The organism is Megasphaera stantonii, from assembly GCF_025567065.1.
GTDB lineage: Bacteria > Bacillota > Negativicutes > Veillonellales > Megasphaeraceae > Megasphaera > Megasphaera stantonii.
In genome coordinates this window covers 82,178-99,809 of sequence record NZ_JAOQKD010000003.1, presented here as the reverse complement: position 1 = coordinate 99,809, position 17,632 = coordinate 82,178, and the positions used below count along the sequence as shown (strand labels likewise).

The window sequence follows — 17,632 nt, the reverse complement described above, 5'->3', positions numbered from 1 at the left end:
GCATAGGGCATTGCTGCAGTTTTTTTGACGGTATGAAATTAGCGGACGTAAGTTATGAAGTCGGCCTTGCGCGGTTTTGCTGCCGGCACGGGGCCGTCGGCGTAGCCGAGGATGCAGTGGCCGACGCCTACGAGGTGTTCCGGCAGGTTCCACTGACGGAGTAGCGCTTTGCCTTCGGCCGATTCAAATTCTTCTTTGGCCCGGTTGATCCAGCACGAACCGATGCCTAAGGAAGCGGCGGCGTTCATGAGGTTGCCCATGACCAGGCAGCCGTCGGACCAGGCGTTGGCCGATTTTTCCATGTCGGCCAACACGACGACGATGGTCGGCGCACCGTACATGGGGTCGCTGTCCGTTCCCATGATCTTAGCGTTCATGGCGGTTAATTTAGCAATCGTTTCCTTGTCCTGTACGACGACCATCGTGACGGGCTGGATGCCCATGCCGCTGGCGGCGTACATGCCTGCTTCCAGGATTTGCTGCAAGTCGCTTTCGGGAATTTGTTCCGCTTTGTATTTGCGGATGCTGCGGCGGGAAATTAAGGTTTGTATCGTTTCGTTCATGCGTATCGCTCCTTTTAATAGAAATATAACTATACTTGTCTGTATGTATTATACCACATCTGTTTTTGGCGGGACGGGACGGAGCCATCTTTTTTCTTGCCATTTGCAGGATAAAATGCTATTATCTTATTTATAAGAAAACTCAAAAGGTTTTTTCAGTTTTCTAACAATTTTTTAACAATTCTCGTTTCTCGTTTTACAGCGGCCCATTATTGATGGTATAGTAAAATAGACGGAGAAATCAAAGCCGGAGAGGAGTGGTTGTCGGTGCAGGAGGCATTGGAGAGAGTAGGGCGCTTTACCCTTCATATCTTTGAACAGGTCGGCGTTCTAGCTATTTTATTCATCCAAACCCTGAGACAGCTTCCCAAAATTCAGCGCGGCCTGACGGTCGCGCAGATGGCTCATCTGGGGGTCAATTCCCTGCCCATCGTCAGCCTGACCCTTCTCTTTGCCGGCATGGTTATGACCCTGCAGATCGTGGATATCCTGCTGCGGTACGGCGCCCAGTCTACCTTGGGCGGCGTCATGTCTATCGCCATGGGCCGCGAGCTGGGGCCGATTCTGACCGGCGTCGTCGTCGCCGGCCGCGTAGGTGCGGCCATGACGGCCGAATTGGGCACGATGAAGGTTACGGAGCAAATCGACGCCCTGCGCTGCATGGCCGTCAATCCGATTGCCTACCTCGTCGTACCCCGTTTCGTCGCCTGCGTCATCATGGTGCCGATCCTGTCGTTTTACGGGTATGTCATCGGTACGGCCGGAGGCTACGCCGTAGCGACCTTTGGCGCCGGCCTGACTCATTTTACGTATATGAATTCCGTCGAGCTGTTTACCGAGGTAGGAGACATCGTGTACGGCCTGATCAAGGCCATGTTTTTCGGCGGCATTATCGCCCTGATTGCCTGCTATGAAGGCATGCACGCCAAGAGCGGCGCAGAGGGCGTAGGCCAGGCGACGACTAAGTCTGTCGTCACGTCCATTATTTTTATCTTTATATGCAATTACCTATTGTCTGTCATTTTGTATTAGGAGAGCCTATGATTAGTTTGCGCGATGTAACCGTAGCCTATGGAAGCCAGGTTGTCCTGGACGGCGTCGACCTCGACATTTACGACGGGGAGACGCTGGCCATTTTAGGGGCCAGCGGTTCGGGGAAAAGTACGATCCTGCGGCTGATCATCGGCCTGCAGAAGCCGACAAGGGGCCGCATTTTTGTGGACGGCGCGGACATTACGCCGTACGACGAAGAGCAGCTCAATGAAATGCGCCGGAATATGGGCATGGTGTTTCAATACTCGGCGTTGTTCGACTCTATGACCGTAGGGGAGAACGTGGCTTTCGGCCCGCGGCAGCGTACGCGCTGCAGCGAGGAGGAAATACAGGCAATCGTCAGGGAAAAGCTCAGCCTCGTCGGATTGGAGGGCATTGAGGACATGATGCCCAACGATTTGTCCGGCGGCATGAAAAAGCGCGTCAGCCTGGCCAGGGCGATTGCCCTGGACCCGAAGACTATTTTATACGACGAACCGACGGCCGGGCTCGACCCGCTGCGGAGCATGGATATTAACCGCCTTATTGTCGGCATGCAGCGGCATTTGAAAGCCACGTCGATTCTCGTTACCCACGATATGCGGTCGGCCTTTTATGCCGCAGACAGGATAGCCTTCCTGCAGGGCGGCAGGTTCAGGCTGATCGCGCCGAAGGAAGAATTTAAACATACAGAAGATCGGGAAGTACTGCAGTTTATTTACGGCGGCGAGCTGCCCGAGGAAAGGGAGACGATGCTATGAGATGGAGTGCGGAAGCCAAGGTCGGCCTCGTAACCATTGTCGGCGTCCTGGTATTTACATATGTCATCATCACCTTGGCCCACGCCGAGATATTCGGCAATCCCGGCTTCGAGGTTCACACCGTATTTCATGACGCCAACGGCTTGCAGCAGGGGAATTCCGTACGCTACGTAGGCGTCCATGTCGGCAAGGTAGAAAAGGTCACGCCCCTTCGGAACGGCGTGGATATCGTGCTGCGGATTGATGAAGGGACGGAAATTCCCAAGGATTCGCGGGTGGCAATTACGACGGACGGCCTGCTGGGCGAAAAAATCGTAGCGATTACGCCTGGCAATGATAAAAACAATATCCTGGCCGACGGCGATACCCTGAACAGCAACCAGGGCAAAACCATGGACGACATGATGAACAGCGCCGGCACGCTGATCAACGGCGCCAATGATATGATAAAAAATATCAACGCCATCCTCGGCGACGCCAAGACCCAGGCGGCGATGCGCGGCTCTATTCAAAATGTAGAAGCCATTACGGGACAGACCAGCGCCATGATGGAGGCCAACGCCGCGAATATTCAGCAGATTACGGCCAATATGGCGGCGATGACGGCGCAGATGAACGCGTCGCTGCAGCAGCTGGACGGAGACGGGGCCACGTCGGCCAACGTTCGGGAAATGGCCGCCAATATGAAAAATATTACGGAACGCTTCGATACGATTGCCCGCTCTATGGAAACGATGACGACCAATCCGCAGAGCCAGGCAGACATTCAGACGACGCTGCACAATACGGCCGAGATCACGACGAAGGTCAACAATATCCTCGGCGGCAGCGGCGACGTGAAGTTTGAAGGAGAAGCGGGCTTCTTGTATAATGATACGCAAAGTGAAAGCGGGGCCCATGCAAATTTTAGGTTGTACCGGAACAATTCCTTCGCTTTGGTCGGAGCTGAAAGTATTGGCAACGGTACGAATCTAAACTTGCAGTTTGGACGCCGCAGTTCCTGGTTTGACAGCCGCTTCGGCCTGATCAACGGCGATTTGGGCGTCGGCGTCGATTTATTCGCCGACGGGCCGTTCCGCCTGAGTCTGGAGGGGTACGACCCCAACGACTGGCGGTACCGCGTGAAGGCCCAGTACCGCATCTTGCCGGATATTTATTTATTCGGCCAGTTTACCCGTCCCATGGACAGGAGCGACGGCGGCAATTATTACGGCATCAACTATGCGTTTTAGCATATTTCCAGTTTTATGATAAAGGATAGAAAATAATTGACGGGGGTACCCAAGATGAATAAGAATTTGTACAGAAAGATAATCATCGCCATGATGGTAACGACTTTGGGAGGCGCGTCGGCCTTTGCGGAAGACACTGCCCAGGCATCGGCTGAAGCGGCGCCGAAAGCGCCGGTAAGCGTCGCGAAAGTGCGTCCTGTCGACGTGACGCCGGCCCTGCGGGAAGAATTAGCCCGCCAGATCGCAGCGGAATCGGAAAAGAAAGCGCAGAAGCGCGCCGCTAAAAAAGAGCAGGACCCGGTTATCGTCATCGGCCGGGTAGCTCCGGATCAGGCCGTCGAGCTGACGCTGCCCAAGACTGTGCAGATGGCCTTGGATTATAACCGCGATATCAAGGTCGCCCATTATGACCTGAAGAGCGCCGAATACTACATCGATGAAGCGCGGGCCGGCAAAATGCCTCAGTTCAGCTACACCTTCGACGCGTCGCGCCGTGAAAACAGCGGCAGCTCCGGCATGAATAACCGGGACAGCATTACCAACTCCTTCGGTCACGGCCTGAGCGTCAATATTCCCCTCTATACGGGCGGCCGCGTAGAAGGACAGATTGCCGTGGCTAAGCTGGGCAAGACCAGCGCCCAGGAAGAAATCCTGCGGGTAGAACAGGCGACAAAGCTTTCAGCCGTTCAGGGCTATTTCGGCCTGCTGGCATATGAAGAGCTGCGCGACGTATACCATGAAGCGGTCACGAATATGCAGGGCCACGTCGACAACGTCACGGCCCAGTACAATGTCGGCACCGTCGCCAAGCTCGACGTCCTCACGTCGAACGTCTCCCTGGCCGACGCCAAGACGAACGCCGTCACGGCAGACAACAACGTGGCCGTTGCCGAAGCGAACCTGAACAACATCCTCGGCTTGCCGCTGCAGACGAAGCTGGAGCTCGTAGACCATCATCTCCCCTTCGAATCGTACGATATTTCCCTTCAGGAAGCCTTGGACTACGCTATGAAATACCGGCCGGAAGTCCTGCAGGCTGCGCTGAGCGTCCGTCAGGCTGAAGAAAATATCGGCATCGCTAACGCCGGCAATATGCCAAGCGTATCTATCGGAGCCGGCAACGACTGGAGCGACGAAGATTTCCCCGGCTCGGGCAACAGTGCATGGCGCGTAACGGGCGGCATTACGTTCAGCTTCTTTGACGGCGGTGCGACGAACGCCCGCGTTAAACAAGCCAAGCAGGCCCTGCTGGCTGCCCGCGAAACGGAACAGCAGACCCGTGAAGCCGTTCAGCTGGCCGTTAAGCAGGCTTACCTGAACATCCGCAGCGCCGCGCAGCGCGTAGAAGCCAGCCAGTCTGCCGTCGCTGAAGCCGAAGAAAGCTTCAAGATTGCCCGCGTCCGCTATCAGGCCGGCGTCGGCATCAACCTGGACGTTCTCGACGCGCAGTTAAACCTGAATCAGGCGCAGACGAACTACATTCAGGCGCTGTACGACTATAACGTCGGCATTGCCCAGCTGGAACAGGCGATGGGCGTAGACGTTCGGTCCGGCGTCGTCATCCCGTCCATGACGGAATAAATTATATACAGGCGTATTGCAAGGTCATAAGCGCTGTCCATCGGGACGGCGGCTTATGACCTTCTTTGCAATACAGACGGCGTGTCACAAGTTTTAAACAATTTTTGAAGGACGCCATATATTTCTTGATTTTATGTACCGGCCTAGGTAGAATAAAAAGAGATTCATACACTTTTGTTTTTTATATGTACATGCGGGAGACTCGGCGTGAAGAAAAAATGGATAGCCGGCTGCGCTGCGTCGGCCTTTTTTCTGTCGGCCACGGCGGCTTTTTGGATGGAAAAACCGGCTTTAACGCAGCAGCTGAGCGAAATCGTAACGACAACAGCAAATAGCAAGCTAAACGGAACCTTATCCTTCGCGTCGATGGATATTTCCCTGACGGGGAAGGTGACCATATCCCGTCCGGTTATCCGCGACGCGAAGGGGCGGATCGTGCTGGAAAGCGAAGATATCGACGTGTATGTCAATCCCGTCAAAATACTGCCTTCTCTATGGGATGGGAACGTATTGGCGTCGCTGGATACAGTAGCCGTTGACAAGCCCGTAGTGCATCTCTGGGAAAATGAAGACGGCTCGTGGAATGTTGCTGCCCTTATTAAACCGAGTGATACGGAAAGGGGCGCAGATTTTTACGGCGTCGTGCGCCTGAGCGACGGCGTCGTGCGCGTGCTGCTGCCTGATGGAAGCGGCAGGACGGTGGCTTTGGAAGACGTAGATGGCTCTGTGTCCTTTGCCGAATACCCCAAGGCCATCGCCTTGACAGCCGATGCCTTGCTGGACGGCTACGACCTGATTCTTTCGGGAACGTATACGTCGGCGCGGCAATATGATATGACGATACAGGCCGAACGCATCGACGCGTCGTATGCCGCTCCCTTTATTCCAAAGGACGTAGACGTGACGATTCTCGGCGGCGCTGCCGAGAATGTAAAAGCGCGGGTAGCCGACGGCAAAGACGGCCTCTTCGTATCGGGGCAGGCCGACATTGCAGACGGCGCAGCCGCCGCGTACGGCCTCAGCGTAGACGGGCTTACGGGCCATGTTTCCCTGGGGACGGACGATGTGCTGCTGAAAGGTGTATCGGGGACAATCAACGGCCAGGAATTTCAGGCCGACGGCATTGTGAAGACCAACGGCGCGTCTCCTGTATTCAATATAGACGTCGACGTGCCGGGTGCGGCGCTGGACGCTTTTTCTGAATTTATACCGGCTCCCGTTTCCGGTACAGTCGGATTTAAGGGAACCCTGTGGGGGACGGCCGACGACGTAAGCGGCAAGGGCAAGCTCACCGCTTCGAACGTCGCTTACGACGGCTGGCTTCTCGACGACGGCGCGGCGGATATTTCCTACGCAGACCATGTGGCGCAGATAGAAAATCTAACGGCCCATGCCGCCGGAGGCGAGATTACGGGCCGCGGCGCTTATCATGCCGATACGGGCGATTTCACTGCCGAGGCGAAGGCTGCATCTGTCGACTTGTCGCAGATTCCTGCGGTCCCCGTTTCCGTATTGGGGTCTGTTTCGGCAGAAGTCCAGGCGGCCGGCAATCTCCAGAGCGGTACGGTACAGGCTTTGGGCCGGGCGGAAGCCTACGGCCTTTCATACGACGGCATAGAATCGGATCGCAGTTCTGCCGATTTTTCCTACACCGACGGAGTTATTACCCTGTCGAATTTGGACATGGCTGTCGGCGGCGGCACGATTCGGGGCGGCGGCACCTATGATATGTATACGGGCGCGCCGAACATTGCCTTTACGGCAGAAAACGTGTCCCTCGACGTGCTGGGTTCTGCCGCTTCCGTGCCTATGAGCGGCTCTGTGTCGGCTGCAGGCCATGTATACGGCCCCGACCTGCAGTGGGAACTGTCTGTCAGCGGGCGGAACGGCTCGATTCAGCACTTGGCCTTTGATTCTATCGACGGAACCCTTCGCGGTGTCGGCCGTCAAATTGAAATCCCCGCTGCATACTGGCGATATAAAGACGGCGTTCATACACTGTCGGGAACGGTAGATTTAGATACGCGAGCCGTCAGCGGGACGATGACTACGGAGCACATGCGCCTGGAAAAACTCCTGCCGGCGATTGGGCAGGGCGATTTGCCCATGACGGGCTGGGCGGATAATACCGTGTCGATTCGCGGAACCATAGACGACCCGGTCGCAGAGGGAACCTTCCACTTGACCAGCGGTTCTTACGCCGGGTACTTATATAAAAATATCAGCGCCGACTATCGCCTGGATCAGGGCGTCCTTTATATTTCGAACGGCGATATTTCGTCGTACAACGCGTCTGTATCCGTACAGGGCTCTGTCGGCCAGTCCTTGAACCTGGATATTGAAGGAAAGGAACTGGATATTTCCCGCATGATGCCGCGCAGCCGCCTGCCGCGGAGCGGCGTGTTCAACGTCAGCGCCCATATTGGCGGCACGCCGGACAACCCGACGGCCGGAGGCTCTCTGCGGGCTGATACGCTTACGATCAACGGCATGGAGCTGACGAACGTACGTGGTGATTTTGCGTATTATGACAAGCTGGTGCGCCTGACGGATCTGCACTTTGACCAAAGCGGCGGCTCGTACGATGCGAACCTGCTGTACCGTACGGAAGACGGTTGGATGCGCGGACAGGCCGGCGTTCGCAACGGCGATATTGCCAGCATCCTGAAGCTGGCCGCCGTGCCTGTACAGAAGGTAGAAGGCCATATAAACGGCCAAATTGATTTGGAAGGGACGGCGTCTGATCCGAAAGCGTCTATTATAGGGCAGATTACGGACGCGTCGCTGGCCGGACAAGCTGTCGAACCGGCAGATATAGATATTCGCCTGGAAAAGGGAACGGTACAGGTCAATAAGCTGTCCCTGAAGACCGGCGACAGCCTGCTGGCCGCGAAGGGGACTTATGCCTTCCACGGTCCCGTCGATATGCAGGTGGCGGCCCGCAATTTCCCGTCCCGGGCCTTGCTGGATATTTTGGGGCAGACTGACGTAGACGTCGATACGCCCATTGATTTTGCCGCGGCCCTGGGCGGTACGGGCGACGATTTGGAAGCCGACGTGTCGGCGCAGCTGAACGGCGGCGCTATTAACGGCGTAGACTTCACCAACGGCTTTGCCTTATTGAACATCCGCGATGGAAATATACATATCGATCAGGCCTATTTAGCCCGCGATCCCTATAAAGTCGCGGCCTACGGCGACATACCTGTCAGCGCGCTTCACGGCGGGCGGGGCGCCGAGCCGATGAATGTGACGCTCAAGCTCGACAACACGGGGCTGGATATTTTAGCGGTCCTGACGCCTGCCGTCGAGTCGGCTCAGGGCGGCGTCGAAGGGGAGCTGCAGCTGGGAGGCACGCTGGCAGAGCCGCAGATAAACGGCAGCGTGAGCGTGCAGGACGGTTCCATCCAGTTCAGCGATGTCACCTATCCGCTGGAACACATTACGGGCAATATCGTATTTGGCGGCCAGAACGTCTCTGTAACCGCCTCGGCGACGATGGACAAAGAAGGCGCCAAGGATCCGGGCAGCGTTTTCGTCCAAGGCCAGGCCGCCTGGGACGGCTGGCATTTGACGAAGTATGAAGGCAATCTGTTTTTGAATCGCCTGGCCTTGGACTGCGATTACTTTAAAGGCCCGCTGAACGGGACCTTTACCTTAGGCGAAGGTCGGCGAGGTCCTAAGCTGAGCGGTTCTATCGATATAGCGAATACGACCCTGGATATACCCCTGAGCTTTTCCGATAGTTCCAGCGCTCCCGAGTTGGAATTGGACGTTTCTGTAAACTTAGGGGAAAAAGTAAGGTTGTATAATCCGGCATTATATGATTTAATGGTAAATGGCTCTGCTCGTTTCAGAGGATCGACGACATGGCCCATGCCGTCGGGCCGGTTCGAAGCGTCGCGCGGGACGGTCTATTACTTAAATACGACGTTCCGCCTGTCTAAAGCCCGGGCTGACTTTAATCAGTTCGGCTCGTTCCTGCCGTCTGTCGACATCGAAGGGAACACGCGCGTCGGCCAGTACGGCGTCTTGCTGACGCTCCGAGGTCCTGTAGAAAATATGGACCTGGTGCTGCGGTCGGACCCGCCGCTTACGAAGCAGCAGATCATTTCCTTGATTACGCTGCGCAACAGCAGCAGTAAGCAGCAGAGCTCCCTGAACAGCGAGGACATGAGTACCCTCGTCGGTTCGGGTATCCGCATGACCCTGAACAGCCTGGGTATTACGCAGGAGCTGGAAAAGGCGCTGTATCTGGACATGCTGACCGTTACCAACGGGTCTTTGGATTTCAGCGACGAGCACAGCGATGTAAGCAACAACTATTACAACATCGAAATGGGCAAATATCTGTTTGATAACTTCATGCTTACGGCGGCTTTCGGGTTAAATCACGACGACAACCGTTTCGGCGCCCAGTATGATTTGGGCAGCCGGTTCAGCGTCAACGCCTGGACGTCCGACGACGACAGTTTTGTCGGCGGCATGTACCGCTATTCATTCTATTAGGAACAGGAGGGGACAGCGTGCTGGAACGATATTTAGAAGAATTAAAGCGCATTTCCCTCTTGACGCCGGAGGAAGAGCGGGCCTTATGGAAGGCGTACAAGGACGACGGCGATATGGCCAGCCGCAGAAAGCTCATCGAGCAATATCAGCCTCTCGTATTCAAAGAGGCGATGCGCTGGCATATCCGGGCGGATTTGCTGCCTGACGCCGTGCAGGAAGGGACGGTCGGCCTCATCGAAGCCGTCGAGCGCTTTGACTACCGGCGCAATGTGGCCTTTCCTTTGTTTGCCGTACACCGTATCCGGGGAGAAATCGTTGACTACCTGAATAAGGAAGGCAGTATGGCATCCTTGTCCATCGACGAGCCTGATGAAAACGGACTGACGCTGCGGGAAATGCTTCCTGACGACGACGTAGATATTGCGGAGCAGACGGGGCGCCGATTGCTGTTTGAACACGTAGCCAAGACGCTGCAGCGTCTGCCGCAGAAGGAGCAGGCCGTCCTCGAGGGCGTGTATTTGCAGGATAAGCAGCAGAAATATCTGGCCCGCGACATGGACGTGAGCCTGCCTTATGTCTACCGCCTGCAGAAACGGGGGATTCGCCGCGTTCGCGGCATGCTCAGTCAGTTTATTCACGACTGCAAAAAGAAGTAACCGAGGTGTTTTCCTTAGAAAAATAAAGATTTAGTGAGTATTTTTCGTGTAATATAGGAATTTTGCTGATTTTTTTCTGTTACAAACGAGGCCCTGTGCCAGGATACTATAGGTATGTTCAGAAAGGAGTCAGCAGCATATGGGAAAATCAGGCAATAATATAGCTGAACATGTCCGGTCGGCTAAGATGTGGCTGGAAAAAGCGGAGCAATCCTTTGACCGCCAGTCTGAAATCCAGGGAGAACTGAATCTCATGCTGGCGGAGGCCGAGATGAAAAATCTGCGGAAACGCCACGGCTTGAAGGTGCGCGCTAAACTTCGTGTCGCAGCTGCTATGGGGATTGCCGTCATGGCCGCTGGATTGTGGTATGCCGCGACCAGGGAAAGTCCCGCGACGGCGCTGCCGGTACGGGATGCCGCACCGGCAGTACAGCAGTCTCCTGAGAAATTGCCGGCTGCACCGGCCAAGGCGTCGGCGCAGCCTGAACCATATGCAGGGCAGCAGGTTCATGCAGAGTCTGCTGCCGCGGCGAGGCCGACAGCCTCGCATGAACAACGCGATGACGCAGCGGCGCCTGCTTCGGCATCAGAAGCTGCCGCGCCGATTCAACGCAGCGCGCCTGAGCCGAAAGAGGTGCTGACAGACGCGCAGATACAGCAGGCCGTACGAGATGCGCGCCATAGCCTGCGCGGTACGGACGTAAAGAATAACTAAATGGAGGTTTTGTATGAATACGCGGAAGAAGAAGCTTCTTGTCTTGATGATGACCAGCGCAATGATGACCTGCCCGGTGTGGGCAAGCGACGAAACGGCGGCGCAGCCGGCTCCGGCTGCCGGCGCGACGGGATACGAACCGGTAGGCAAGGACGTCGTCGCCGCCGATATAGTTTCGGCGGCCGGAATGTCGGGTACTGAAAAGATGGCCGTCAATGCGACGATAACGGCGCGGGCCGATAAGGCGACGCAGGATACGATGGCGGCGGCCCAATCGGGGCTGACTGGGTATGAAACGGAAGAAGAGTTGGCGGCGATTGCTGAAGGCAAGACGCCGGAAGAAATTCATAAGGCCGCCGAAGCTTCTTCCCAGGAAAGCGCTGCTCCTGTTGCTGTTCCAGGTACTGGATATGAAGCTGCGCCTCAGGCCGCGGAAACAGCGGCTTCTGCTGAAACGGCTCCGGCTGCAGCATCTGACGCTGCATCGCAGCCTGCAGCAGCTCCGGCTGCGCCTGCTCCCAAACTGCCGGGCACGCCGGTACAGTTCCCGGCTAGAATCGGCGACTTCGTCGTAGATTCCAGCGTTCCCAACTATCCTATGGCTGTCATTCCGCCGGAAGGCGGGGTCAACCTGCCCTACGGCAGCCTTGTATCGGACAGCGACGTCGCGCCGTACCTCAACAAGACGGCTACGTCTGTTACGGTCAGCCCGGTACCGGATGAAAAAATCGAGGAAAACATTCTTCCGCGATTGGCTATGCGCGTCGGTGACGCCGTCAATATGGCCTATATCCGCCATGACTTGAACGTCATCGGCTCGACGGGCATCTTTTCTACGGTTAAACCGTCCTTTACCAACGTACCCGAAGGGGTTCAGCTGAACTACACCGTTCAGATGAACCCTGTCGTCAACGGCATAGAGATTACAGGGAATAAGTCCCTTTCGGACGGCGATATCAAAAAGCTCATTACGATTACGCCGGGCTCGGTGCTCAATACGTCGATTGTCAGCCGCGACATTGCCGCCATCAATACGACGTACAATAACGCCGGCTACATGCTGAACCGCGTATCGGAAGTCAGCCTCGACGAAGAGGGGATTCTCCACATCGGCATTTCTGAAGTCCATGTAGAAGATATTTCCCTGCGGGGCAATACGAAGACGCGGGATAAGGTTATTCTCCGGGAACTGCGTTTCAAGAAGGGCGACGTATTTAACCGCGAAGTTGCCAGCCGAAGCATTCAGCGCGTCTATAATACGGGCTACTTTGAAGACGTCAACGTCCGCCTGCTGCCGGGCCAGAAAAATCCCCAGGACGTCATCGTTGAAATCGACGTCGTAGAACAAAAGACTGGTACCGTTACTATCGGCGCCGGCTATTCCGATTCGGACGGCCTGGTAGGTATCCTGGGCCTGAGCGAAACAAACCTGCGCGGCACAGGCGATAAGGTCAGCATCCAGTGGGAATTCGGCGGCGACTCCGATTCCAATAAGAACTACATTTTCTCTTATACCCATCCGTGGCTTAACGATCATGGCGATTCCATAGGCTTCAGCTTGTTTGACCGCGAAAATGATTATGAAGATTATAATGAAGACGGCGATTCCGTTGCCGATTACGACCGCCAGACACGGGGCTTCAATATCACCTACGGCCGCGTCCGCAGCGAATACGTCAGCGATTTCATTACTTTGGAAACGAAGGAAACGAAATACAAAGACTATAACGGCGGCTTGAACTATCCGGAATTGGAAGCATCGGGAAATCCTGAATATCAGGGATATATGGATAATAACTTTGGCCGTACGAATAGCCTACGCTGGTCCCATGTATTCGATAACCGCGACAACGTCTTCGATCCGACGCGGGGCAAACGCCTGTCCTTTACGGGTATTTGGGCCGGCAACGGTCTGGGCGGCGACTTCGATTACTTTAAGTTCATTGTCGAAAATCGCCTGTATTACAAGGTCGGCCATGCCCACGTCATTGCCGTCCGCCTCATGGGCGGTATTGCCGATGGCGACATGCCGTACAATGACTTGTTCACGCTGGGCGGCGCCGATAACCTCCGCGGGTATGAAGACGATGAATTCCGCGGTAATAAGATGTACTTGGGTACGATTGAATACCGCTATCCTATCGCTAAAAAAGTACAGGGCGTATTCTTCGTCGATGCCGGTAACGCCTGGGGCGGCACGGATAAGGTGCCCTGGTACCATGACAACGACGAACTGCACTATGCCGGCGGCTTGGGCTTCCGCGTCACGACGCCTATCGGGCCGATTCGCCTCGATTACGGCGTAGGCGATGAAGGCGGCAAGTTCCACTTCAGCTTCGGCGGCAAGTTCTAATGCTGTCGGACCAATGAAATCGACTATACTTCGAGCGGGCTTGGGAGCAGCCGTATGCGCCTGCTGCAGCGTTGGCAGCGCATGGGCGGCTCCCATCGCTCATGTCAGCGTCAGCGTCTCTTCCGTGCAGGAGAAGATGCCGCCCTTGGTGCAGAAGCGCATAGCGGCCAGCATTCAAACCGTAGGAAACCACGTGCTGCTGACCCATGACAGCGGCGAGGTGCTGGCAAACGGCGAGGAATATAACCGGATTATTAACGATATTGTCAATCGGGTCCTAATTGGCTACACTGTGGAATCGATTCAGATTCAGCCGGGCGAGGACACGACGTTGGCCGTGCAGATCCGTCCGTGGGGAGAGACGATTCAATCCGTCGCCATGCATGTGGATTACGGCGCCCTTCCCGATATGGGCCGACGCCTGGCCGACGGCGATTTGCGCAATGCTTCGTCTATCGTGGAAAATCTCCTCGTCGGCCTGCCTGTCGATGCCCTGGACTGGGCAGACGGTACGATAAAAGCCGTGATGGAAAGCGAACTGGAAAGCCAGCTGCCGGAATTTTATCCCCATATCGCCATTACGCCGGGGCGCAGGGCAGAGGTAGAAATTTACTTGCTGCCGAAGCTGCCTGTAGTGCGCAATGTGGACGTAGCGATCGAGGCGGAACATCTGCCGAGAGTGATTTTCCTCAGCGCCCGCAAGAACATAGAAGAACGCTACGCTGGGCTGGAAGGCCTGCCCGTGGCGTTTGTTCACCGCCATGAACGAGATATACAGGCTGACCTGCGCCGGAGCGTAGACAGCCAATGGGTTATCCGCAAGTACAAGCTGAAAGTTGACCCTGTCGTGGAAATCGGGGAAAATATGAAGATCCAGCTGCGTTCCCGAACTGATTTTTACGATATTCAGGCCGGGGCCTACGTCGACGTCGGCCGCGATGACAACAGCGGCGACGACACGGTTTTAAAAGCCCATTTTGGCCGCAAAATCGGCGGCCATCACGAGGTGTATACGCAGGTGGAATTCATGCCCAGCTCCGTCGATTGGAATATCATTCCCGGCTACTTCTACCGCTGGGGAAAATATACCCGTCTGGGTTATCAGTACGAGACGGACGACGACAGCAGCCACGTATGGGTGCGCCAGTACCTGGGCAAAAAATGGATGCTTCGCTTCGACAGGGATTTGACAAATCATGAGGACGAAATCGGCCTGACCTACCGCGTCCACGAATACATCGGGTTAGAATATATCATATCCGACCATGACAATTGGCTCAGGGTCATCGGATATTTGTAAACATAAAGGAGTACATGCCGTTATGATGTCAGAAATGGGTAAAAAACGAAATATTAAAATTTTTTCCGGCGTAATCGCCGTCGTCTTCGTTCTTAGTATTGCCGGCTTAGCCGTCATGCAGATGGGCAATCCCGTCAACGCCGCGCCGTCGAGCAATATCGGCGTCGTCGATATGAGCAAGGTCATCACGCCGGATAATCAGGACGCCGTCGAAGCACAGAAACAGCTTCAGCAGGCCGGCGAAGACATGCAGAAACAGTTTGACGAACAGTCTGCGAACATGACGGACGAACAAAAACAGGCGCTGTTCCAGAAAATGCAGGAAGAAATGAACCAGAAGCAGGAAGAAATCTTCAAGGGCATGAAGGATAAAGTCGATACGGCTATCGGTTCCGTCGCCAGCACGAAGGGCCTCAGCCTCGTCGTAGATAAGCGCGTCGTCCTGTACGGCGGTACGGACATTACCGATCAAGTAGCGAAGCAGCTGAACGATTCTCAGTCCAAATAAGGAGATCTCATGAAGCGGATATATGCGGCAGTTATCGGCGCCGTCGTCATAGCCGCCTGCATAGTCGTAGGCTGGCGTGCGATGGAACAACGAAATCAGGTATCGGAGGCAGGGCCGTCGTATGCCTATGTCGACCTGGAGCACGTGGTTATGAGTCATCCCAGATACAGCGAATATCATCGGCTGGAGCTGGAATACAACGCCATGGTTGCCCAATATCAGTTTGAGCAGTGGAACTACTCCCATAAGGCGGCGGCAGAAGGCATTGCGTCGCAGCAGTTTGCTGCTGTGGATGCTGCCGGGACGGCGGCGCTGAATCAGGAGCTGCAGGCCAAGGTGCTGCTGAAGGAACAGGAGTTAAATAACGGACTGAAGCAGCAGTACGACCGGATACTGCAGGAAAAGAGGAAATCACAGCCTATGATTTCGAATGCCGATTCGCTAAAAATCGTCAATTTGCAGCTGAAGTTGCAAAATCTGGTCTTGAGCCAGGAAGAACGGCAGGCCGCTGAAGCGGAGCTGGCGCAGCTGCTGAAATCGGCGGAACCTAGCGTAGTAATCAGCGGCGAAACGGCGGCGGAAATCGATAAGGAAATGGCTCCGTATCGGGAAAAGGCGCAGAAAGAGCTGGAAGAATACGCCAAGACCGTAAAAGGCGATTTGGAAAAACGCCGCGACGACAGCCGCAGCGCCTTCCAGTCACAGCTGAGCGCGCTGCAGGACCGGCCGGAGCCGGAAGAGTGGAACCGGCAGTGGAAAGAGAAACTGCAGGCTAAAGAAAAGAAAATGAAAGATGTCAAAGAGGCCATCCTGGCAGATATCAGGACAAGAGCCGCCGACGTCGCGCACGAGCAGGGCATAGAGATGATTTTCTGCGAATATGCCGGCGTGGGAACGGCGCGGGATGTTACCGACGATATTATTGCCAGATTAGGCTGATAGTAGGAGGATTTGTACGATGAAAACAATGTGGAAGCGGCTGACGGCTGCCGCGCTGTTAACCCTGTGCGTCGGCATGCTTGCCGGATGCGGCGGCGAAGACCGGGTCGGCGTCGTCGACTTGGAACGGGTGCGGAAGGAAGCGCCGCTCGTACAGAAATATAAAGAAAAAACGGAAGAAAAGCAAAAGTCCGTAACGGAGGAATTGCAGAAGGCGCAGAGCACGATGTCGGCTGAAGACTTCCAAAAGAAACAGCAGCAGTCGCAGCAGGAATTGAATATTTTTGCCGCCAGCATGCAGCGGCAGTTTATGTCGGATATTCAGACGAACTTGGGCGAAATAGCTAAAGAAAAAGAAGTGGGCATCGTCATGGTGAAAGAAGCCGTGCCTAACGGCGGCATCGACGTGACCGATGAGTTAATTGCAAAGCTGCAGTAAAAAGGAGTGTACATTGTGGAAAAAACAGTGCAAGAATTAGCAGAATTTTTGGGCGGAACTGTGATTGGCGACGGCAGCGCCGTGATTTCGGATATTAAAGGGTTGGCGGAAGCGGGGAAGCAGGATATTACCTTCGCCGTCGACCCCTATACGGAATATCTTCCTCAGGTCCACGCCGGCGCCGTTATGGTTGAAAAAGAAGTGCCTGCCGGCGACAATACCCTGGTGATCGTAGAAAATCCTCGCTTGGCTTTTTCCAAGCTCCTTGTGCTGTTTCATCCTCGCCAGTCTGTACAATCGGGCGTCCATCCTACGGCGATTGTCGATGAAAGCGCGTCTGTAGGGGCAAATGCCGCCATTATGGCGTACGCCGTTATCGGAAAGAACGTCAAGATCGGCGAAGACTGCATCATCTATCCCTACGTGTTCATTGGCGACAACGTTTCCATTGGTAACGGTACGACGATTTTCCCCGGCGCCGTTATCCATGAAAACTGCGTTCTGGGAGAACGCGACGTTATCCGGGCCCACGCCGTCATCGGCGGCGAAGGATTCGGCTTCGCCACGAAAGACGGCAAGCATACGCGCATTCCCCAAATCGGCAACGTCGAAATCGGAGACGACGTCGAAATCGGCGCCTGCACGTGTATTGACAACGCGACGCTTGGTTCGACAAAGGTAGCGGCGGGAACTAAAATCGACAACCTCGTCCACCTGGGCCATAACGTAGAAATCGGCGAAGATTGCTTTATTATCGCTCAGACGGGGATTGCCGGCAGCACGAAGGTCGGCCACCACGTTATTTTTGCCGGGCAAACGGGCTGCACGGGGCACGTTACGATTGGCGACAATGCTGTATTTGCCGGAAAATCAGGGATTACAGGAAATATGGAAGGCAATAAGGTTTACGCCGGATTCCCCGTCCGTCCCCACATCGAATGGAGCCGTACGCAGGCTTACATCAAACGTCTGCCTGAAATGGCCAAGACGATCAAGGCTCTGGAAAAGAAAATTGCCGAATTAGAAAAAAAGGCGGGAATGTAA

Annotated in this window: 14 protein-coding genes; 13 read left to right on the top strand and 1 reads right to left on the bottom strand. The window is 55.2% G+C overall.

Features of this window, described 5'->3' with window-relative positions; all coding sequences use genetic code 11:
- Positions 1-38: 38 nt before the first annotated feature.
- The gene (locus tag OCV58_RS03315; RefSeq protein WP_154876938.1) at positions 39-563 is read right to left on the bottom strand and encodes a nitroreductase family protein; all 525 of its coding nucleotides are present in this window, start codon (positions 561-563) and stop codon (positions 39-41) included.
- Positions 564-830: 267 nt separating this feature from the next.
- On the opposite strand from OCV58_RS03315, the gene OCV58_RS03310 reads away from it, so the two are divergent.
- The 13 genes from OCV58_RS03310 (at position 831) to lpxD (ending at position 17,632) form a co-directional block, all read left to right on the top strand.
- Entirely contained in the window at positions 831-1,595 is a 765-nt protein-coding gene (locus OCV58_RS03310; protein ID WP_087477847.1) for an MlaE family ABC transporter permease, read from the top strand.
- A gap of 8 nt (positions 1,596-1,603) precedes the next feature.
- Complete coding sequence (locus tag OCV58_RS03305; RefSeq protein ID WP_154876937.1) at positions 1,604-2,356, top strand: ABC transporter ATP-binding protein; 753 nt, start codon at positions 1,604-1,606, stop codon at positions 2,354-2,356.
- The gene (locus OCV58_RS03300; RefSeq protein ID WP_095630205.1) at positions 2,353-3,588 is read left to right on the top strand and encodes an MlaD family protein; all 1,236 of its coding nucleotides are present in this window, start codon (positions 2,353-2,355) and stop codon (positions 3,586-3,588) included. The genes OCV58_RS03305 and OCV58_RS03300 overlap by 4 nt, the downstream gene beginning before the upstream one ends.
- A 54-nt stretch (positions 3,589-3,642) precedes the next feature.
- The gene (locus tag OCV58_RS03295; protein ID WP_087477844.1) at positions 3,643-5,169 is read left to right on the top strand and encodes a TolC family protein; all 1,527 of its coding nucleotides are present in this window, start codon (positions 3,643-3,645) and stop codon (positions 5,167-5,169) included.
- Positions 5,170-5,376: 207 nt separating this feature from the next.
- The gene (locus OCV58_RS03290) at positions 5,377-9,678 is read left to right on the top strand and encodes a translocation/assembly module TamB domain-containing protein (RefSeq protein ID WP_154876936.1); all 4,302 of its coding nucleotides are present in this window, start codon (positions 5,377-5,379) and stop codon (positions 9,676-9,678) included.
- A gap of 17 nt (positions 9,679-9,695) precedes the next feature.
- Entirely contained in the window at positions 9,696-10,334 is a 639-nt protein-coding gene (locus OCV58_RS03285) for a sigma-70 family RNA polymerase sigma factor (RefSeq protein WP_154876935.1), read from the top strand.
- A gap of 139 nt (positions 10,335-10,473) precedes the next feature.
- Positions 10,474-11,049: a hypothetical protein gene (locus OCV58_RS03280; RefSeq protein ID WP_154876934.1), complete on the top strand. Its 576-nt coding sequence runs from the start codon at positions 10,474-10,476 to the stop codon at positions 11,047-11,049.
- Positions 11,050-11,062: 13 nt separating this feature from the next.
- The gene (locus OCV58_RS03275; RefSeq protein ID WP_154876933.1) at positions 11,063-13,402 is read left to right on the top strand and encodes a BamA/OMP85 family outer membrane protein; all 2,340 of its coding nucleotides are present in this window, start codon (positions 11,063-11,065) and stop codon (positions 13,400-13,402) included.
- A gap of 13 nt (positions 13,403-13,415) precedes the next feature.
- Positions 13,416-14,702: a hypothetical protein gene (locus OCV58_RS03270; protein ID WP_267312772.1), complete on the top strand. Its 1,287-nt coding sequence runs from the start codon at positions 13,416-13,418 to the stop codon at positions 14,700-14,702.
- A gap of 22 nt (positions 14,703-14,724) precedes the next feature.
- Entirely contained in the window at positions 14,725-15,210 is a 486-nt protein-coding gene (locus OCV58_RS03265) for an OmpH/Skp family outer membrane protein (protein WP_087477838.1), read from the top strand.
- 9 nt (positions 15,211-15,219) lie between these two features.
- Positions 15,220-16,149: a conserved oligomeric Golgi complex subunit 6 gene (locus tag OCV58_RS03260; protein ID WP_154876932.1), complete on the top strand. Its 930-nt coding sequence runs from the start codon at positions 15,220-15,222 to the stop codon at positions 16,147-16,149.
- A gap of 19 nt (positions 16,150-16,168) precedes the next feature.
- Positions 16,169-16,588, top strand: a complete 420-nt coding sequence (locus OCV58_RS03255; protein WP_087477836.1) for an OmpH/Skp family outer membrane protein — start codon at positions 16,169-16,171, stop codon at positions 16,586-16,588.
- 15 nt (positions 16,589-16,603) lie between these two features.
- Entirely contained in the window at positions 16,604-17,632 is a 1,029-nt protein-coding gene (gene lpxD / locus OCV58_RS03250) for a UDP-3-O-(3-hydroxymyristoyl)glucosamine N-acyltransferase (protein WP_087477835.1), read from the top strand.